This is a genomic window from Pseudomonas sp. NPDC086112, from assembly GCF_044746425.1.
In the GTDB taxonomy this organism is placed as follows: Bacteria; Pseudomonadota; Gammaproteobacteria; order Pseudomonadales; family Pseudomonadaceae; genus Aquipseudomonas.
Map to the genome: position 1 here is coordinate 4,948 of NZ_JBIVCD010000032.1, position 18,136 is coordinate 23,083.

Sequence of the window (18,136 nt, forward strand, 5' to 3'; positions counted from 1 at the left end):
CCGCGGTTCATACGATGGGGAGCAGCGGTTGGTCGTACTGAAGCGGCTGGCCGTCTTCGACGAGGATTGATTCGATCACACCGCTGGCTTCAGCTTCGATGTGGTTCATCATCTTCATGGCTTCGACGATGCACAGGGTGTCGCCTTTCTTCACGGTCTGGCCGACTTCAACGAAGGACGGCGAGGACGGCGAGGATTTGCGATAGAAAGTACCGACCATAGGCGAGCGGGCAACGTTGCCGTTCAGCGCAGGCGCGGCCGGAGCAGCAGGTACGGCGGCGGCAACCGGAGCAGCAGCGACAGGCGCAGGCGCCGGTGCCGGAGCATGCATAGGAGCGGGAGCGTAGTACTGCTGAGCCGGTGTCTTGCTGTGACGGCTGATGCGTACGGACTCTTCGCCTTCCTTGATCTCGAGCTCGTCGATACCGGACTCTTCCAGCAATTCGATCAGTTTCTTAACTTTACGGATATCCATGAATCATCAACTCCCAAGGGTCGGTCAGGGGGCGTTTAACGCTTGTTGTTCAAGCTGTTGCCTGTCTTTCAAGCTGCTCTAGGGCGGCCTCCAGGGCCAGTCGATAACCGCTGGCGCCAAGGCCGCAGATCACTCCCTCCGCAACGTCGGAGAAGTAAGAGTGATGGCGGAAAGGTTCGCGTTTGTGCACGTTAGACAAATGCACTTCGATGAATGGGATGCTCACTGCCAGCAGCGCGTCACGTAATGCGACACTTGTATGCGTAAAAGCTGCTGGATTGATCAGAATGAAGTCCACACCTTCGCCGCGAGCAGCGTGGATGCGATCGATCAATTCGTACTCGGCGTTGCTTTGCAGATAGAGCAAATGGTGGCCGGCATTGCGCGCCCGCTGTTCCAGATCCTGATTGATCTGCGCCAGCGTCGTTGCACCGTAGACGCCCGGTTCCCGGGTGCCGAGCAGGTTCAGGTTAGGGCCGTGTAAAACCAATAAGGTCGCCATCTGCTGCTCCTTTGTCATCTGTGTGCAATTGTCAGAACCCGGCGACTATGCCGCAAAGCCTTTGTGACTGTCCAGTTCTATGCAATAGCCAGCACGATGGCCGATGTTTACGCGAAATATATGACCGGGTAATTAAATCCGGTCATTTGCTTTCGCAACACGTTCGGCGAAGTTTTTCGCGCTGATCTCGCCAATCACCCGCACATCGACACGTTCGACGCCATCCTTGCCGAAAAACATCAGCGCCGGAGGACCGAATAGCTTGTAGCGGTCGAGCAGGGCGCGTTGTTCGGCGTTGCTGGCGGTGATGTCGAAACGGATCAATCGATAACCTTTGAGGCGTTCGACGACATTGGCATCGGTGAGCACTTCGTGTTCGATGACTTTGCAACTGATGCACCAGTCGGCGTACCAATCGAGCAGCAGCGGTGTAGCGGAGGACTTGGCTTCGGCGAGGACGCGGTCCAGTTCGGCTGGTGTGGTAATGGTTTGCCAGTTGCCGGCGATTGGCGGTTGACCGTTGCTGGCGACATTGCGCGGTTGGCCAATGGGGTTGAACGGATCGGTCTGGCCACTGAAGGCGCCGTACCAACAGGCCAGGGCATAAAACAGCAAGAACATCCCGAGCAATTGCCCCAGGCGTTTTCTTGGCGGTTTATAGACGAATTCCAGTGCGCCCATAAACAACCCGACGCCACCGGCGAGCAAGCCGATCAACAGCAAGGTGATCTGGCCCGGCAATACCCGGCTGAGCAAAGCAATCGCCAGCCCGAGCAGTAGCACCCCAATCGCGTTTTTCACGTAGATCAGCCAAGGTCCGCTTTTCGGCAGCCAGGCTGCGCCGCCGGTTGCCACCAGCAACAGCGGCGCACCCATGCCCAAGCCGAGCATGAACAATTTCAATCCGCCACCCAGAGCATCGCCGCTGGCGCTGATGTACAGCAGTGCGCCGGCCAGTGGTGCCGATACACACGGCGAAACCAGCAGGCTCGACACCACGCCCAGCACGGCCGCGCCCCACAATGAGCCGCCTTCGGTACGCCCGGCGATCCGGTCCAGGCGGCTGCTGATGGCATGGGGGAGTTTCAGTTCGAAGACGCCAAACATGGCCAGGGCAAATACCGCGAAAAACATCGCGAACGGCACCAGCACCCAAGCCGACTGCAAGCGCGCCTGAAGATTGAGCTGTGCGCCGAACATTCCCATCAAGGCCCCGAGCAGGGCGAAACAGAGGGCCATCGGCAATACGTAAGCCAGCGACAGGTTGAAGCCGCGTAACCCGCCAACCTGTCCGCGCAGGACCACCCCGGAGAGGATCGGCAGCATTGGTAGTACGCAGGGAGTGAAGGTCAGGCCAACACCTGCAAGAAAAAACAGCGCCAGTTCGCGCCAGCTCCAGGCTGTGGTTGCGGCGCCGCTGCCATCAATATTCAGGCGTTCTGTCTCAGGCGGATAACACAGGCCTTTGTCGGCGCAGCCCTGGTAGGTCACGGCCAGGGTAAAGGCGCGTGAATCGGTGCGTGGCAGTTCTACATCGAGAATGCCGTGGTAAACCTCGACATCGCCGAAGAACTCATCGTGCTTTTGTTCGCCTTTGGGCAGTTGCGCCGCGCCGAGGCCAATGTCGGCCGGGTCGGCGCGAAACTGGAAGCGATGGCGGTAGAGGTAATAACCCTCGGTGGCAACGAAGCGTAGCTTGATTGATTGCGGCGTACTTTCTACCAAACTCAACTTAAAAGCTTCGCGCACCGGCAGGAAGTCGGTGCTGTTGTTGATCGAACCCAGGGTGGAACTGGGCCGACTGTCCAGCAACCCGGCGGCGGAGGCCGGCAGGGCGAGCACTAAAAACAGCAGGCAAAGCAAACGGCGCATGACAATCTCGCGTATCGAAAGTGTGGGCATGATAGCGGACGGGGACGGGGTGTGCAGGGCGGGGAGTTCTGTGGTGAATGTTCCGACGTCTTCGCGAGCAAGCCCGCTCCCACATTTAACCGAGTTCGCTCAGGGGAATGCGATCAAATGTGGGAGCGGGCTTGCTCGCGAAGACGGTGTGTCAGACCCGAAATGCCTGCACCGCCGTATGCAACCGTCCACCCAGCACCAACAAATTCTCCCCTTGCTCACGCCCCTCGCCGATGCGTAGCAAATTATCCCCACCCAATTGGTGAATCCGCTCACTGTGATCGCGGATTTCGCTGACAGCGCCGCTCTGCTGGGCAGTGACATCGGCGATGCGCACGGCGGTGTCGGAAATGGTCTGGATCGCCCCGACGATTTTATCCAGCGCACCGTCGGCTGCCTGGGCCTGATTGGCCGTGGCTTCGGCGTGTTCGACCTGGGCGCGCATGCCTTCGACCGATTGTCGCGCGGCGGTTTGCAGGCCGGCGATCAGCGTCTGGATCTCGGCCGTGGCCCCGGCGGTGCGTTGTGCCAGTGAGCGAACCTCTTCGGCGACTACCGCAAACCCTCGGCCCATTTCTCCGGCGCGGGCTGCTTCGATGGCGGCGTTCAGGGCCAGCAGGTTGGTCTGGTCGGCAATCGAGCGGATCACCGTCAGCACACCGCCAATGGTCGCCGACTCCTCGGCCAGATGTTCGATCATCTGCGCGTTGCCTTGCACTTCACCCACCAACGCATGCAGCCCGGTGAGGCTCAGGCCGATCACTTTCTGACCGTGTTCCACCGCAAGTCCTGCATGACGACTGGCATCCGCAGCCTGGCTGGCGTCACCGGCGACTTGTTGAATCGTCGCCTCGAGTTCACCCAGAGAGTCGCGGATCAACGCGGTGTCGCCGGCCTGATGCTCGGCGCCACTGTGCAGGTCATTGCTCAATTCGGCCAACGTTCGGCTGCTGCCGGCGACTTGCTCGGCGTTGAGTCGAATGGTGCCGACCAGGTCGACCAGATAGGCGCGCAAGCGATTGAGCGAGGCTTGAATGTCATGCAGCTCGCGGTTGGTCGCGCCCAGTTGAATGTCGCGGCTGAAGTCACCTTCGGCCCAGGTCGACAGCGCCGGAGCGAGGTTGGTCAGGGTTCGGGCCAGGCGTCGCTGCAAAGTATCGATGAGCAATGCGATCAGCAGGATCAGCCCGATCATCACCCCTTGCATCAACCGCACTTCGCTCTGGATCTGCCCGTGTTGGGCGCGCACCACGGGTTCCAGCCCGGCGATGGACTGCTGCACGGCGGCGATTTTCAAGTGCGTCGCGGTGCTGAGGTCGGCGCGTTTCTGGATCTGTTCGCGAGTGCGCGCCAGTTCCGAGGGGTATCGGGTGAGCAGGCTGTTGAGTTCCCGCTTGAGGCCGACACCGGCATCTTCGGCGACGGTTTTCTCGGTGTTCTCCAGCCCCATCATCGCGGCGAAATCATCGGTGTTCGATTCGGTGCTGGCGGTCACGCCAAGTAGCGGTAAAGCGTCTAGTTGCTCGGCTTGAGTGCGGATGTTAGCGACTTCTCGTTCGACATCGGCGGCCAGTTCGCTGCGACCACTGCTGACCAGTTTGTCTCGAGCCAGGGACAGTTTGCCCAGGTGTTGGGAGGCGACCAGCAAGGGCGTCAAGTACGCCGCATTACCGCTGGCGTACTGGCTGAGTTGATCCAGGCTGGCGCCGAGTTCGCGTTCGGCTTGCAGCAGCAGCGCTTGCGGGTCGCCCGCGAGTTTGCCGGCGGCCAGCAGGTCGGTTTTGCTGAATTCAGTCAGGTTCGACAGGCTGGGACGCAAGGTGTCGGCCAATGCTGGTGGCAACTCATCGAGTTCCCTTTGCAAGGCGTCGATGGCCTGGCTGGCGCTGCTCAGGCGCAGGGCATCGCCGCTGGCCAGGTAATCCTCGACGTTGCGCGCCACTTCATTTTGAAACTGCTGAGACAGCCCCAGATAACGCTCCATCAATAGATAGGGACGTTCCAGGGCTTTTTGCGACCACCAGAGGGTGGTGCCAAGGGCCACGCACACGGCGACCAGAAGGAGGGTATTGAGATTGGTCAACAGCTTCAGGCGCATCATGGTCTACCAACGGCAGAATGGTAAGTACCTGAAGTTATTGCGTTTCTATTACAGAGTTATGACCGAATGGGTCGATTCCGATGAAAAAGTGGCACTTTGCTTTGATTCTCGCGCGGCTTGTACGCGGTTGCGACCGGCGTCCTTGGCGCGGTACAGCGCCTCGTCCGCCTGGCTGGCCATCAGCAGGCTGTCGGAGTCTTCGCGCAATTCGACGACACCGGCGCTGAACGTGCACCAGAGGTCCTGGGGCTGAGCCGGGTAGTGAATTTCGGCAAAGCGCTGACGGATTTCATCGAGCACCTTGTAGGCCGATTCGATATCAGTGTCGGGCATGACGATGGCGAACTCTTCACCACCGTAGCGGCCAATGAAGTCGGTCTTGCGCAACCGTTGCTTGAGGAATAGCGCCAGGCTCTTGATCACCCGGTCGCCCATGGGATGGCCGTGGCTGTCGTTGACCCGTTTGAAGTGGTCGATGTCGAGCATCGCAAAGCTCAGCGGCTTGCTTTCGCGGCGGGCACGGAATGAACAGTCTTCGAGCAATTGCAGAATGTGAGTGTGGTTGTACAAACCGGTCAGGCTGTCACGCACCATCCGCGCTTTCAGATTGCGCGCCCGCGCCGCGCGGTTGCGCACGGTGGTGATCAGGTGTCGTGGCTTGATCGGTTTGGTCAGGAAGTCGTCGCCGCCCTCGCTCATGGCGTCGAGCTGTTTGTCCAGATCGTCTTCGGCTGACAGATAAATGATCGGCACGCTGACATAGCGGTCGTTATGCCGGATCACCTTGGCCAGTTCAGTACCGGTGCAGGCCGGCATGTACATGTCGAGGATGATCAGGTCCGGCTGGAAATCCGCCAGTTCGGCCATGGCCTGGATCGGTTCGATCAGAGTCCGCGTGACGATCCCGGCGCTATTGAGCAGGCGTTCGGTGTGCAAGGCCTGGGCGCGGGAGTCGTCGATGATCAGTACTTTATAAGGTTCGTACTGGGCGACGCAGGTCAGGACTTCGATTTTTTCCAGCAGGCTCGAGGCTTCGAGGGTGCCGGTGAGAAATTCCTGGCCGCCGGCACGCACGGCGGCGAGGCGGGTCGGGGTATCGGTTTCGTGCAAGCTGAAAAACAACAGCGGCAAGGGCTGATCGAGACCTTCCTGGGCTTCGGCCGCCAGTTTCAGGCCAATGCCGGCGCCGCTGAAGTCGACGTCCATGACAATCGCCGCCGGCAACCGCTCGACCATCGAGGAGCGGAACGCGGCGACACTGTCGAGGGATTGAGCGCTGAGCCCGAAGAATTCTAGTTGTTTGGCCAGCCGTTCGGCCCGGTCGTGATCTTGCAGCATCACGTAGATCGGCTTGCGCAGCGGCGGCAGAAAGGTGTGTTCGAGCTGATCGCCATGACGCAGGCCGGTGCGGGACAGGCGCTGCATCAGGCGATTGAGGTCAGTGATCAGTCCGCTGCTCAGGCGTCCGCGGTTGGCGTCCACCGCTTCCAGCGACTGGCCGATGTGGCGCGCCAGCTGGGTATGTTCCGGTTGTTCGAAACGTTCGGCAAAACGCAGCAGGCGCAGATTGGCTTCGCTCAACTCCGACAAGTCGGTGGTGGACCATTCGTTGCGCTGCAGGCGTTGCCATATCTCAAGAATCTGGCGTGCCTGATGAATGACCCGCTGGGCAAAGTGGTGCTTGAGGCGCTCACGGCTGGGGTCTTCTGGCTCGGTCATATCCTGACTACTAGTTAGGGTGCATGCTGAGATCGACTGGTGGCTCTATGCTAGCACCTCTTTTCGATTGCATGAGTGTCGTAGGTCAATAATCTGCAAAGCGACTTCATTCAGTTTCTGACCGACTGGTCGCATAGGCTCAGCGCTGTGCTTCATTTATAGTGGCAGCTCGACTGCAGTCATTGTGTGGCTCGCTGTGACGTGCAGGATTTAATGCGCGGCAAATGACGCACGATGGCGTAGGGTTGTGGTCGAACCGATGAACTCAAGTGATTGAAAGGATATCGCCATGCTGGACTGGAAGAACCGCACAGGCAGCGCGCCTGAGCGTGCCGCTGAACCGAAATCGGCCACCCGCAGTTATTTTGGCGGTCTGTTGTTCAGCCGGGCGCTGGCTACTCTGATTGTTCTTTACCTGTTGGTGGCGATCGCGCTGGGCTGGTACTGGAGCCAGGAACCGGCGCTGTTCCCGGTTCAGCAGAATGCCCAGGTGGCGGCCGAGAAAGAAGGCAAGCAGATGGTGGTCGGGTACACCACGGTGGAAACCCTCAAGACCGTCGCCGGTACTTTGCTGACCAAGCCGGGTGGCTATATTTCCAACGACCGTTTCCCGCCGGGCCTGTGGATGGACAACATGCCGAGCTGGGAATATGGCGTGCTGGTCCAGGTCCGCGACCTGAGTCGTGCGCTGCGTAAAGACTTCGCCCGTTCCCAGTCGCAGTCCGCCGAAGACGCCGACCTGGCCAAGGCCGAGCCGCGTTTCAACTTCGACAACAGGAGCTGGGTGCTGCCGTCCAGCGAATCGGAGTACCTGGAAGGCATCAACTCCCTGAGCCGTTATCAGGCACGTCTGTCGGGGCCTGAACAGAAAAGTGCGCTGTTCTATGCCCGCGCCGACAACCTGAACAACTGGCTGGGTGATGTGGGAACCCGTTTGGGTTCGCTGTCGCAACGGCTGTCGGCCAGTGTTGGCCGGGTCAAGCTCAACACCGCACTGAAGACTGAAGTCCCGGCGCTCGGTCAGGTGCCGCAGGTTGACGAAGAAGTCGTCGAGACCCCGTGGCTGCAGATCGATAACGTGTTCTACGAAGCCCGCGGTCAGGCCTGGGCGTTGTCCCACCTGCTGCGTGCCATCGAAGTCGATTTTGCCGATGTGCTGGCGAAGAAGAACGCCACGGTCAGCGTGCGCCAGATCATTCGTGAGCTGGAAGCTTCGCAAGAGCCAGTCTGGAGTCCGATGATCCTCAACGGCAGCGGCTTCGGTGTGTTGGCCAACCACTCGCTGGTCATGGCCAATTACATCTCCCGGGCCAACGCCGCGGTGATCGATTTGCGTCAATTGCTCAATCAGGGCTGAGTCATGGTCGATAGCTCCGTCGATGACATGCGTGAGGCCGCGCACCGTGCGGCCTCCGATGCCGAACAGATCGCCTGGGTCGACGAGCAGGACAACCTGCTCGGCGCTCTGGTCCGCTCCGAGCTGCGCGAACGCGAGCTGATCGGGCGTGGCACCTACATCATGCTGTTCAATTCCGCCGGTGAGTTGTGCGTACACCGGCGCACATTGAGCAAAGCGATCTACCCCGGTTACTGGGACGTAGCGGCCGGCGGCATGGTGTTGGCCACCGAAACTTACGCCGAATCGGCGGCCCGTGAGCTGGAAGAGGAATTGGGCGTGAGCGGTGTGGAACTAACCGCCCATGATCACTTTTTCTTCGAGGACACCGGCAACCGACTCTGGTGTTCGGCGTTTTCGGCGGTGTGGGATGGTCCGTTGATCCTGCAGCCGGAAGAGGTGCTGGAAGCGCGCTTCATCCCGATCGATCAGGTCATGCTGGAAATCACGCAGAAGCCTTATTGCCCGGACTCTCTGGCAGCTTTACAGCGCTATCTGAAGGCCCGGCAAACCGACGTCGCAAAGAAGGTATAAATTGGCGCCGATTGGCTCTTAGCAAGTCGGCTTTTTGCCGTTACACTGCGCGACCTTTTCAAACTGAACCGGTAATACAGCGATGTATAACGGTCCAGTAGCGCTGCCCCTGCCTGAGTGGGGCTTCGCGGTCGATGGCTCCCTCCCGGGTTGCCGCGACCAGTCTTTGTCCTCCCAAGAGGATTGCCGGTGGCCAAAAAAGCCGCATCCTTCGCCGCCCTTGGTGGCCTGGTATTTTCCACCGACGCAGGTCGTCATTGCCCGGATTGCAGTCAACCGGTGGATGCCTGCATCTGCAAACAAACCGTTATCCCGGCCGGCGACGGCATTGCCCGCGTGCGTCGCGAAAGCAAGGGCCGTGGCGGCAAGACGGTGACCACCATCACCGGTGTGCCGTTGGCCGAAGACGCGCTCAAGGATCTGGCCACTACGTTGAAGAAACGTTGCGGGACCGGTGGGGCGTTGAAAGACGGGATCATCGAAATCCAGGGCGATCATGTCGAGCTACTCTTGGCCGAGCTGATCAAACACGGTTTCAAAGCGAAGAAGTCCGGCGGCTAGCAGCCTCTGTGAAAACCACCCTCGGCTTGATCCGGCCCCGATTCAATTCTGGTCTGGCGTCGTCTACATGGTTTTCACAGAGTCTGTTCTGACCGGTTTCTAAACTCAGCGCTGAATGCGAGGTCTATGCCCCTTGCATGCAGGCTAATCGTCATTTTCATTCTTTAGACTGCGCCGGCCTGAACCCAGGCGACGCTCTATGACTTCTTTATAGGGGACTTCGATGTCCGTACGACGCACACGCAAAGACGATGGCAGCCAATGGACAGTTGCGGACAGCCGCAGTGTTTACGGGATTCGCCATTGGGGGGCCGGGTATTTCGCGATCAATGACGCCGGTCGCGTCGAAGTTCGTCCGAACGGTCCGACCAGTTCGCCTATCGACCTCTTCGAGCAAGTCGACCAACTGCGCAAAAGTGGTTTGTCGTTGCCGTTGCTGGTGCGTTTCCCTGACATCCTGCAAGACCGCGTGCGTCAGCTGACCGGTGCGTTCGACGCCAACATCGAGCGTCTGGAATACCAGAGCAAGTACACGGCGTTGTACCCGATCAAGGTCAACCAGCAGGAAGCGGTGATCGAAAACATCATCGCCACCCAGGACGTATCGATCGGTCTGGAAGCCGGCTCCAAGCCTGAGTTACTCGCTGTTCTGGCGTTGGCACCGAAGGGTGGCACCATCGTCTGCAACGGTTACAAGGACCGCGAGTTCATCCGTCTGGCGCTGATGGGCCAGAAGCTCGGTCATAACGTGTTCATCGTGATCGAGAAAGAATCCGAAGTCGGTCTGGTGATCGAAGAAGCAGCGGCGCTAAAGGTCAAGCCGCAGGTCGGCCTGCGCGTGCGTCTGTCGTCCCTGGCGTCGAGCAAGTGGGCAGACACCGGTGGCGAAAAATCCAAGTTCGGCCTGTCGGCGGCGCAACTGCTGTCGGTGGTCGAGCGTTTCCGTGCGGCCGGCCTGGATCAGGGCATTCGCCTGCTGCACTTCCATATGGGTTCGCAGATCGCCAACCTGGCTGACTACCAGCACGGCTTCAAGGAAGCGATCCGTTATTACGGCGAGCTGCGCAACCTTGGCCTGCCGGTGGATCACATCGACGTCGGCGGCGGTTTGGGCGTGGACTACGACGGTACTCACTCGCGTAACGCCAGTTCGATCAACTACGACATGGACGATTACGCCGGTGTCGTGGTCGGGATGCTCAAGGAGTTCTGCGACGCGCAGAGCCTGCCGCACCCGAACATTTTCTCTGAAAGCGGCCGCTCCCTGACCGCTCACCACGCCATGCTGGTGGTTCAGGTGACCGACGTCGAGAAACACAATGACGACGTGCCGAAGATCGATAACAAGGACGAGCTGCCGGAAACCGTGCAATGGCTGGTTGATCTGCTCGGCCCGACCGACATCGAGATGGTCACCGAAACGTACTGGCGCGCGACGCACTACATGAGCGACGTGGCCACTCAATACGCCGATGGCAAGCTGACCCTGGCGCAAAAAGCCCTGGCCGAGCAATGCTACTTCGCCGTTTGCCGCCGCCTGCACAACTCGTTGAAGGCCCGTCAGCGTTCCCACCGTCAGGTGCTCGACGAACTCAACGACAAGCTGGCTGACAAGTACATCTGCAACTTCTCGGTATTCCAGAGCCTGCCGGACACTTGGGCCATCGGCCAGGTCCTGCCGATTTTGCCGTTGCACCGTCTCGACGAAGAGCCGCTGCGCCGTGCGGTGCTGCAAGATCTGACTTGCGACTCCGACGGCAAGATCAAGCAATACGTCGACGAGCAGAGCATCGAGACCAGCCTGCCGGTTCACGGTCTGAACGACGGTGAAGACTACCTGCTGGGGATCTTCCTGGTGGGTGCCTACCAGGAAATTCTCGGCGACATGCATAACCTGTTCGGTGACACCGACTCGGTGAACATCTACCAGAACGCCGATGGCAGCGTGTACCACGCCGGTATCGAAACCCACGACACCATCGAAGACATGCTGCGTTACGTGCACTTGTCGCCGGAAGAGCTGATGACCCACTACCGCGACAAGTGCGCCAGTGCCCGCATCAGCGCCGCCGAGCGTACCCAGTTCCTCGACGCCTTGCGTCTGGGCCTGACCCGCTCGTCTTACCTGTCTTCTTGAGGTAAGGCTCCGTTCTCATCGGGTTGTCTGAAAATTCTCCGTACAGTGCGGAAATTTCAGATGACCTGGTGCGGGGCTTCTCTTTTTTCAAGTGAAATGAACCACAGACCGGGCTATCCAAGCGATGCGGTCTTCTTTTCACGTAGGTCATTTCCTAAGTTGTATTTCGGCACTCTACTCGGCCATGTCTCTCAGCGAGAATCCCCGGCCGCCCCTCCTGTAGAGAATCGCCGATGTTCGATCCAGTCAACGAGCCGTCATTTCGTCTGGATATAGCGGGTCTTCCCGACCCCTTTGAGGTCTTGGCCTTTACCGGTAGTGAAGCCATCAGCGAACCCTTTGTGTTCGACGTGGATCTGCTGAACGATGACCCGACGCTGGACCTTGCGAGCCTGCTGTATCGTTCGGCCTTTTTGCACTTCGGGCCCCAGGGGCAGGGTATTCACGGGCAGCTGCTTGGCCTCGTTCAGCTTGGCCATGGCGGTGAGCCCGGGCTATGTCGTGTGCGTCTCGGCCCCAGGTTGGCGTGTCTGGGCCAGCGCTTCAATCAGCGAATCTTCAGCCAGCGCTCGGTGCCGGAGATTCTCGCTCAAGTACTCAAGGAGCACGGCATTGCCGGTAAGGGGCGTCGCTTCGACCTGAGTGGCGATTACCCGCCCCGTGATTTCTGCACGCAGTACCGGGAATCAGACCTGCAGTTTCTCCAGCGTCTGTGCGCCCAGGAACGCCTTCATTACCATTTCGAACACTGCGCACGCGCGGGACACTGTCTGGTTTTCGGTGATGGCCTGGGGCAGTTCAGTCGTGGCGAAGAGAGCGTCTTTGAGGGTGAGAACGAACGGCCAGGTGTGCATCAGTTCAAGCTTCACGGCTGCGGTCAGATCGCCGAAGGCCAGACGAATCTGGCGACGCTGCGCAGCGGTCAACTGATGCCGCTGTCCGGCCACCCGTGTGTGGACTGCAATCGTCTCTGGCTGCTGACCCATGTCGAGCATCAAGGGGGGCAGGAGCCAGGGTTTCCCTATAGCAATCAACTGCGCGCCGTTGTGCAGGAAGTGCCTTTCGTGGCAGATCATTCGGTCATGAAACCCAGGATGCACAGCCTGCAACGGGCGTGGGTCGTCGAGGTCGATGAGTCTCAACCGGATCTGTCCAGACCGGTAGCGGTGCAGTTTGACTGGCTTTATCAGGGGGAAGGCGCAGCGCCCAGCCACTGCTGGTTGCCGTTGGCTCCCGAGTTGGGAGACGCGGGCAGTCTGCCGTTGTGCGAAGGGGCGCAGGTGCTGGTGAGCTTCATCGAAGGCGATCCGGATCAACCCTTGATCAGCGGATTTCTTCCCTGCGCAGCGTCGAGCACAGAGCCCGTCATACCCGACCTGCAACCTTCCTTGGTGACCGATGCGAACCTGGCGCTCGACGGCTTGCTGGGCATGCTGCAATCCAGCGAACCCTTGGTGCTCCTGTGCCTGCTGCCCGGTGGCGGCAGTTTCAGTCATTGCATGCAGTCCTTCTGCACCTGTCGGGCGGCGACGCAGTTTGGCCAGAGCGGTGCGGCATGATCGCCGCTCAGGCGCCCGACTCGACTGCGCAATGGTTGTTGCTCGATATTCCGGGCGAGCCTCAGGCCGGTGCGAATTTGCGGCAACAGTTTACTCATGCCCGATGGTTCCGCCTGTTCGAAGGCACTGAGTTTCACCCGTTGCGTGAGTACGGCCCGGTCTTGGTCGACCTTCGCGAATGCCCGGCACTGACCGAGTTATGCCAAAGTGCGCCACACATCTGGAGCGGATTGCTGCTAGCCAGTGAAGCAACGCCATCGCAGTTGCTGGAGCATTTGCGACGCATGCTCACGGTCACGCTGGGTCTGCATCACCGGGCCTTGTTGAGTTACTACAATCCACACACGGCGAGTTATTTTTTTGATGCCTGCGATGCGCAGGAGTTGAGTCGCTGGCTCGGTCCGATCGATCAGTTGCGCTGGTTCGGTGGCACCTGGGCCGACCGGGCGATAGGCTGTCAGGGCTGGCAGCAGTTGTTCAATCCGCGGCTTGCCGTCCGGCCGCTGGCCATTGAAGAAAACCTCAGCCTGCGTCAGCGAGACACCTTGCAAACCTGCCTGCTGGAACAACACGCCTGGCGCTGGAGCCGATCCACCGGCACCGGTTACAACAGCGTATGGGCTTACTTGCAGGAAGGGCTGGCGCTGGGTTTCAGCGAACGTGCGGTGCTCGATGACTGGTTATGGCTGCGCTTGCAGCATCCCGACGCAGTGGCCGGGCAGCCATTGTCGGGAGCCAGCCAGCAGGAGCGTCTCGATAGCTTGCGCAACCGGTGGCAAAACGATCAACCCTGAACGTGAAGGCCGGCCCTCGTTATCCTTTGAACCAGCCATCGTGCTTGCGCAAGTACCAGGCGAATGCACCAAGGGTCAGGCTGCGCAGCAACATGAACAACAGGAAGGTTATCCACAGTCCATGGTTGCCCAAGCCTTGCAGCGCCCAGGCGAAGGGCAGCAGCAGGATCACCGTCAGCAGCATACCGTTGCGCATTTCCCGGGCGCGGGTGGCGCCAATGAACAGACCGTCGAGCAGGTAGCTCCAGACGGCAATCAGCGGCAGCACCGCGAGGTAAGGCAGGTATAGGAATGCGGTATCGCGCACGCTCTGGATGTCCGTCTGCATCTGGATGAACAGGTGCCCGGCGAACAGAAACAGCAAGGCAAACCCCACACTCGCCAGCAACGACCAACCGCACGCCACCACCAATGAGCGCCGCAGGGCTTCTCGGTCGCGAGCACCGATGGCGTGTCCACACAGGGCTTCTACGGCATGAGCCAGACCGTCCAGCGCGTGGGCGGTCAGCAGCAGACCGTTGAGCAGCAACGCGTTGGCGGCGACCGTGGCATCGCCCAGCCGCGCGCCTTGCACGGTGATCAGGAAAAACACTGACTGCAATGCCAGGCTGCGAATGAAGATGTCGCGATTGACCGCCAGCAATGGGCGCCAGCTCTGCCACAACGCCAGCGCTGCCCAGGCGATATGGCCGGGATAGGCGCGCAGAGCCTTGCGGGTCATGAACAGGCCGATCAGCGCGCCGGTCCATTCGGCGATCACCGAGGCCCGGGCCGCGCCGACCACACCCCACTCCAGGCCGAGTACAAACCAGAGGTTCAACGCGATGTTGACCAGATTGGTGCTCAGCAGAATCGCCAGCGGAGCCCGAGCGTTCTGGGTGCCGAGGAACCAGCCCACCAGCGCGTAGCTGGCCAGCGCCGCCGGCAAGCCAAACAGCCGCGTGTGGAAGAATTCGCGGGTCAACTGATCCAGCTCGGCCGACGGTTGCATGAAGTGCAACGCGACCCCGCTCAACGGCACGCCCACAGCACCCAACACGATGGCCAGGCCCATGGCCAACAACAGACCCTGGAGCAAAATCTGCCGCAACGCTGCGCCATCTCCGCGTCCGGCAGCCTGGGCGGCGAACCCGGTGGAGCCCATGCGCAGAAAGCCCATGGCCCAGGCCAGAAAGGTATACAGACTGGCGCCCACCGCGACGGCGCCGAGTTGATGAGCATGGGGCAGGTGGCCGATGACAGTACTGTCGACCAGCGCTACCAGCGGTACGGAAATGTTCGAGAGAATCATCGGGGCGGCGAGCGCCCAGACTCGACGATGGGTCGGACGGTCGCGCCAGTCGGCAATCAGGTTGGACATGCAGGCTCCTTGGGGGCGCCTGCATTGTAGGGCAGATTATGTTCAGCCAAGAGAACGCAATCTACAAAACATCACAGATCCAATGTGGGAGCGGGCTTGCTCGCGAAGGCTTTCTTACATTCAACCTATCAGTCGCCTGACACACCGCTTTCGCGAGCAAGCCCGCTCCCACATTGATGGTGGGTTGCCTTAATGAACAATCCAGCTCAGCAACCACAATCCCAGCAGCAACCAGATAATCCCCATGATGATCGACGCGTTCATGAAGGCGCGGATCGCTGCCCACAGCAACATCAGCCCGATGATCAGCGTGATGATGCTGATGATCGAAGTGTCCATGCCCAGCGCCTGGGCCAACCCTTCGACAAAATTGCTGCCGGCGTTGCTCAACAGGTTGAACAGACCACTGAGGGCATCGATGATGAACCGGATGGCCGAACCGATTATCTGGCCGAGCCATTCGAAAAAGCTTTCTACCTGCATGTGTACGTCCTGATGGAGTGGTGGCGTGGTTGCCGGATCCGAGCATTGGGCTATTGATCGTGCTGCCGAGTTCCCGACCGTCCAAGTATGGCGCAAACATCTCTGTAGCAGCTGCCGAAGGCTGCGTTCGGCTGCGAAGCAGTCGTCAAACCGGAAATTGCGGTACGTCAGGCAGAGCGCGTCAGCCATATTCACGACTGCTGCGCAGCCGAACGCAGCCTTCGGTAGCTGCTACATAGATCTTGCCTTCACCCGCCATCCCCCTGAAGCTATACGCCTCCAGGAGAGCCCGATGAACCTTGTTGAACTGACCGAACGCCTGCACGCCATTCGCGACCGCAATGACTGGCGGCAATTTCACAGCCCGAAAAACCTGGCCATGGCCGCGAGCGTGGAAATGTCCGAGCTGGTGGAGATTTTCCAGTGGCTGACCGAAGACCAGTCACGCCAGTTGCCGGCGGACAAGCTCGCCCATGTCGGGCAGGAAGTCGGCGACATCGTGTTGTATCTACTGCTGCTGTGCAGCGAGTTGGGGTTGGACATGAATGAAGTGGTGCGCAGCAAGCTTGCGGACAGCGAACGGCGGTTCAGCTGATGAGCGACCGTCATTTCGATCAACTGGCGACCCGTTTCGCCGAAAAAATCTACGGTGGCGCCAAAGGTGCGATCCGGCTCGCGGTGCTGCAAGCCGACCTGGCCGAAACCCTGCCGGACCGCCCGTTGCGTGTACTGGACATCGGCGCCGGCCTGGGCCACATGTCGTTGTGGCTGGCCGAGCGAGGTCATCAGGTGACCCTCGCCGAACCTGCCGAACCGATGCTTGAAGGCGCCCGCCAACGCTTCGCCGAAGCCGGGCAGACGGCGACGTTCATCCAGGCGCCGTGGCAGGATCTGCTCGGTCAGCTCACTGAACCTTACGACCTTGTGCTGTGCCACGCCGTGCTGGAATGGCTGGCTGAACCCCATGCGATTTTGCCGGTGCTGCATCAGTTGACGAAGCCGGACGGCTGGTTGTCCCTGGCGTTCTACAACCGCGATGCGTTGATCTACCGCAACCTGCTCAAGGGGCATTTCCGCAAGATGCGCAAGAACGACATGGCCGGCGAAAAGCAGAGCCTGACGCCGCAGCAGCCACTGGATCCACGGGAACTGGCGGCGCAACTTGAGAGCATGTGGCAGGTCGAAACCCAGAGTGGGGTGCGGGTTTTTTATGACTACATGCCAGTGGAATTCCAGGCCCGCGTCGAACTTCCGGACTTGCTGGAAATGGAACTGGCCCACCGCCGTCACCCAAGTTTCGCCGGGCTTGGGCGCTACCTGCACTGGATCTGTCGGCCGATCTGAGCGGAGCGCGAAATGAAAAGTCGTTCAGGGTTACTGGTGATCTGTCTCGGGTTGGCAGCCTGTCAGGGCAGCAACCCTTATGTCGCGACCTCCAATCCCCTGCCACCGGCACCGCCTCAGGCCGCCACCACCTTCGACCGCAGCGCCTACCCGGCGCCGCCACGCGATTACGGCCGCTATCGCAGCTGGGCCTGGCTCAACGGACGCCTGCCACCGGGCACGGCCTGGGCCGACTCGGCGCAGGTGGCCGAAGCGGTCAGTAATGCCCTCGATCAACGCGGCTTGCGCCCACTGCACGACAACCGCCCGGCGGACCTGTTGGTCAGCGCTGATTTGCATCTGGAAACCCGCTTGCGTCAGGTGCAGGACGACTATGGTTACGGCGGGGGTTATTACGGCGGCGGTTATAACCGCTACGGCAGCGGTTACGGCATGTACAACACGGTGCCGGTCATCCGCACTTATCAGGTACAAGTCGTGGTGGTGCGTGTCGAGCTGTTCGACGCGAGCACTGGCCAGCCGGTATGGAGTGCCAGTGCCGAAACCAGCAGCCAGGGGAGCCAGAGCGAGCGTGCCGATGCCATTCGCGAAGCTGTAGAAAAGGCCATGTCGGCGTATCCTCCTAGTTAGCTTCTTTTACCGGAAGCCTCCCGCAGGTGCATGTCTTCTATCGGAGAATAATCATGTTCCGCCGTCTCGCTTTACTGGCCATGGCCGCGCTGCTCACTGCCTGCGCCGCCAACCAGGTCAATCATGACTTCGATGCCAGCCGCGACTTTGCCGCCTATCGTAGCTGGAGCTGGAAAGAGCCCGCCGTGCAATACCGTCCCGATGATCCACGGATCAAGAGTGACCTGACCGAACAACGCATCCGCCAGTCCGTTGCCGATCAGCTGGATCAGCGCGGCTTGCGTCCGGCTGCTGCCGGCGCCAGTGCGGATCTGAAGGTACAGGCCTACCTGATCGTCGAAGATCGCCAGCAACAAGTGACTACCAACTATGGCGGCGGTTATGGTGGCCCATGGTACGGCTACTGGGGCGGGCCGATGTACAACGAAACGCGCAACATCAGCTACAAGGTGGCGACCATTCAGATCGACCTGCTCGATGGCAAGGACGGCAAACTGGTGTGGCGCGGCAGCGACGAGCAGACGCTTAGTCGCACACCGAACCCGCAGGATCGTAGCAATAAAATCCACGAGACGGTCGGGCGGATATTGGCTAACTATCCACCGCGCTTGAACTAACCGACACCACAGCCCCTGTAGG

The 18,136-nt window shown here is 60.2% G+C and carries 17 protein-coding genes; 10 read left to right on the plus strand and 7 right to left on the minus strand.

Going from position 1 to position 18,136, the window contains the following annotated elements; translation table 11 throughout:
- Positions 1-7: 7 nt before the first annotated feature.
- The 5 genes from accB to gcbA form a co-directional block, all read right to left on the minus strand.
- Complete coding sequence (gene accB, locus ACIPLA_RS20275; protein ID WP_401175419.1) at positions 8-475, minus strand: acetyl-CoA carboxylase biotin carboxyl carrier protein; 468 nt, start codon at positions 473-475, stop codon at positions 8-10.
- A 49-nt stretch (positions 476-524) separates the two neighbouring features.
- The gene (gene aroQ / locus ACIPLA_RS20280; RefSeq protein WP_123500889.1) at positions 525-977 is read right to left on the minus strand and encodes a type II 3-dehydroquinate dehydratase; all 453 of its coding nucleotides are present in this window, start codon (positions 975-977) and stop codon (positions 525-527) included.
- Positions 978-1,109: 132 nt separating this feature from the next.
- Positions 1,110-2,849: a protein-disulfide reductase DsbD gene (locus ACIPLA_RS20285; RefSeq protein ID WP_401175422.1), complete on the minus strand. Its 1,740-nt coding sequence runs from the start codon at positions 2,847-2,849 to the stop codon at positions 1,110-1,112.
- A 181-nt stretch (positions 2,850-3,030) separates the two neighbouring features.
- Positions 3,031-4,980 (minus strand): methyl-accepting chemotaxis protein, encoded by a 1,950-nt coding sequence (locus ACIPLA_RS20290; RefSeq protein WP_401175425.1) that lies wholly within the window; start codon positions 4,978-4,980, stop codon positions 3,031-3,033.
- Positions 4,981-5,028: 48 nt separating this feature from the next.
- Complete coding sequence (gene gcbA / locus ACIPLA_RS20295) at positions 5,029-6,699, minus strand: diguanylate cyclase GcbA (protein WP_401175428.1); 1,671 nt, start codon at positions 6,697-6,699, stop codon at positions 5,029-5,031.
- Positions 6,700-6,988: 289 nt separating this feature from the next.
- Between gcbA and ACIPLA_RS20300 the strand changes: the two genes are divergently transcribed.
- The 6 genes from ACIPLA_RS20300 to ACIPLA_RS20325 all read left to right on the plus strand — a co-directional run bounded on the left by ACIPLA_RS20300 (position 6,989) and on the right by ACIPLA_RS20325 (position 13,680).
- Positions 6,989-8,056 (plus strand): DUF2333 family protein, encoded by a 1,068-nt coding sequence (locus ACIPLA_RS20300; RefSeq protein WP_218397323.1) that lies wholly within the window; start codon positions 6,989-6,991, stop codon positions 8,054-8,056.
- A gap of 3 nt (positions 8,057-8,059) precedes the next feature.
- Positions 8,060-8,629 carry an NUDIX hydrolase gene (locus ACIPLA_RS20305; protein ID WP_192345846.1) on the plus strand — a complete coding sequence of 190 codons (570 nt, stop codon included), beginning with the start codon at positions 8,060-8,062 and terminating at the stop codon, positions 8,627-8,629.
- A 189-nt stretch (positions 8,630-8,818) separates the two neighbouring features.
- The gene (locus ACIPLA_RS20310; protein ID WP_007907444.1) at positions 8,819-9,190 is read left to right on the plus strand and encodes a translation initiation factor Sui1; all 372 of its coding nucleotides are present in this window, start codon (positions 8,819-8,821) and stop codon (positions 9,188-9,190) included.
- Positions 9,191-9,413: 223 nt separating this feature from the next.
- Positions 9,414-11,327, plus strand: a complete 1,914-nt coding sequence (speA, locus tag ACIPLA_RS20315) for an arginine decarboxylase (protein ID WP_192345844.1) — start codon at positions 9,414-9,416, stop codon at positions 11,325-11,327.
- A 233-nt stretch (positions 11,328-11,560) separates the two neighbouring features.
- The gene (locus tag ACIPLA_RS20320) at positions 11,561-12,886 is read left to right on the plus strand and encodes a type VI secretion system Vgr family protein (RefSeq protein ID WP_401175434.1); all 1,326 of its coding nucleotides are present in this window, start codon (positions 11,561-11,563) and stop codon (positions 12,884-12,886) included.
- Positions 12,883-13,680, plus strand: coding sequence for a DUF4123 domain-containing protein (locus tag ACIPLA_RS20325; protein ID WP_218397326.1), 798 nt, complete (start codon positions 12,883-12,885; stop codon positions 13,678-13,680). Before ACIPLA_RS20320 ends, ACIPLA_RS20325 begins: the two co-directional genes overlap by 4 nt.
- 19 nt (positions 13,681-13,699) lie before the next feature.
- Here ACIPLA_RS20325 and ACIPLA_RS20330 read toward each other — a convergent pair whose 3' ends face one another.
- Together ACIPLA_RS20330 and ACIPLA_RS20335 are read right to left on the minus strand one after the other, a co-directional pair.
- Positions 13,700-15,040, minus strand: a complete 1,341-nt coding sequence (locus tag ACIPLA_RS20330) for an MATE family efflux transporter (RefSeq protein ID WP_218397328.1) — start codon at positions 15,038-15,040, stop codon at positions 13,700-13,702.
- Positions 15,041-15,229: 189 nt separating this feature from the next.
- A complete protein-coding gene (locus ACIPLA_RS20335) occupies positions 15,230-15,523 on the minus strand; it encodes a hypothetical protein (protein ID WP_063341672.1) in 294 nt (97 codons plus the stop codon).
- A 292-nt stretch (positions 15,524-15,815) separates the two neighbouring features.
- Here ACIPLA_RS20335 and ACIPLA_RS20340 point away from each other — a divergent pair, with 292 nt between their 5' ends.
- Genes ACIPLA_RS20340 through ACIPLA_RS20355 form a run of 4 tightly spaced genes read left to right on the plus strand, consistent with a single transcriptional unit; the run spans position 15,816 to position 18,114 of the window.
- Positions 15,816-16,118, plus strand: a complete 303-nt coding sequence (locus ACIPLA_RS20340; RefSeq protein WP_095634107.1) for a MazG-like family protein — start codon at positions 15,816-15,818, stop codon at positions 16,116-16,118.
- On the plus strand, positions 16,118-16,867 hold the full coding sequence (locus ACIPLA_RS20345) for a methyltransferase domain-containing protein (RefSeq protein WP_030128232.1): 750 nt from the start codon (positions 16,118-16,120) through the stop codon (positions 16,865-16,867). Before ACIPLA_RS20340 ends, ACIPLA_RS20345 begins: the two co-directional genes overlap by 1 nt.
- 12 nt (positions 16,868-16,879) lie before the next feature.
- A complete protein-coding gene (locus ACIPLA_RS20350; RefSeq protein ID WP_218397331.1) occupies positions 16,880-17,497 on the plus strand; it encodes a DUF4136 domain-containing protein in 618 nt (205 codons plus the stop codon).
- Between the two features lie 53 nt (positions 17,498-17,550).
- Positions 17,551-18,114 carry a DUF4136 domain-containing protein gene (locus ACIPLA_RS20355; RefSeq protein ID WP_218397333.1) on the plus strand — a complete coding sequence of 188 codons (564 nt, stop codon included), beginning with the start codon at positions 17,551-17,553 and terminating at the stop codon, positions 18,112-18,114.
- Positions 18,115-18,136 lie beyond the last annotated feature (22 nt).

Excerpts from the sequence above, each read along its gene's own strand:
- accB (WP_401175419.1), bottom strand. The coding sequence starts at position 475 with ATGGATATCCGTAAAGTTAAGAAACTGATCGAATTGCTGGAAGAGTCC.
- aroQ (WP_123500889.1), bottom strand. The coding sequence starts at position 977 with ATGGCGACCTTATTGGTTTTACACGGCCCTAACCTGAACCTGCTCGGC.
- ACIPLA_RS20285 (WP_401175422.1), bottom strand. The coding sequence starts at position 2,849 with ATGCGCCGTTTGCTTTGCCTGCTGTTTTTAGTGCTCGCCCTGCCGGCC.
- ACIPLA_RS20290 (WP_401175425.1), bottom strand. The coding sequence starts at position 4,980 with ATGATGCGCCTGAAGCTGTTGACCAATCTCAATACCCTCCTTCTGGTC.
- gcbA (WP_401175428.1), bottom strand. The coding sequence starts at position 6,699 with ATGACCGAGCCAGAAGACCCCAGCCGTGAGCGCCTCAAGCACCACTTT.
- ACIPLA_RS20300 (WP_218397323.1), top strand. The coding sequence starts at position 6,989 with ATGCTGGACTGGAAGAACCGCACAGGCAGCGCGCCTGAGCGTGCCGCT.
- ACIPLA_RS20305 (WP_192345846.1), top strand. The coding sequence starts at position 8,060 with ATGGTCGATAGCTCCGTCGATGACATGCGTGAGGCCGCGCACCGTGCG.
- speA (WP_192345844.1), top strand. The coding sequence starts at position 9,414 with ATGTCCGTACGACGCACACGCAAAGACGATGGCAGCCAATGGACAGTT.
- ACIPLA_RS20320 (WP_401175434.1), top strand. The coding sequence starts at position 11,561 with ATGTTCGATCCAGTCAACGAGCCGTCATTTCGTCTGGATATAGCGGGT.
- ACIPLA_RS20325 (WP_218397326.1), top strand. The coding sequence starts at position 12,883 with ATGATCGCCGCTCAGGCGCCCGACTCGACTGCGCAATGGTTGTTGCTC.
- ACIPLA_RS20330 (WP_218397328.1), bottom strand. The coding sequence starts at position 15,040 with ATGTCCAACCTGATTGCCGACTGGCGCGACCGTCCGACCCATCGTCGA.
- ACIPLA_RS20335 (WP_063341672.1), bottom strand. The coding sequence starts at position 15,523 with ATGCAGGTAGAAAGCTTTTTCGAATGGCTCGGCCAGATAATCGGTTCG.
- ACIPLA_RS20340 (WP_095634107.1), top strand. The coding sequence starts at position 15,816 with ATGAACCTTGTTGAACTGACCGAACGCCTGCACGCCATTCGCGACCGC.
- ACIPLA_RS20345 (WP_030128232.1), top strand. The coding sequence starts at position 16,118 with ATGAGCGACCGTCATTTCGATCAACTGGCGACCCGTTTCGCCGAAAAA.
- ACIPLA_RS20350 (WP_218397331.1), top strand. The coding sequence starts at position 16,880 with ATGAAAAGTCGTTCAGGGTTACTGGTGATCTGTCTCGGGTTGGCAGCC.
- ACIPLA_RS20355 (WP_218397333.1), top strand. The coding sequence starts at position 17,551 with ATGTTCCGCCGTCTCGCTTTACTGGCCATGGCCGCGCTGCTCACTGCC.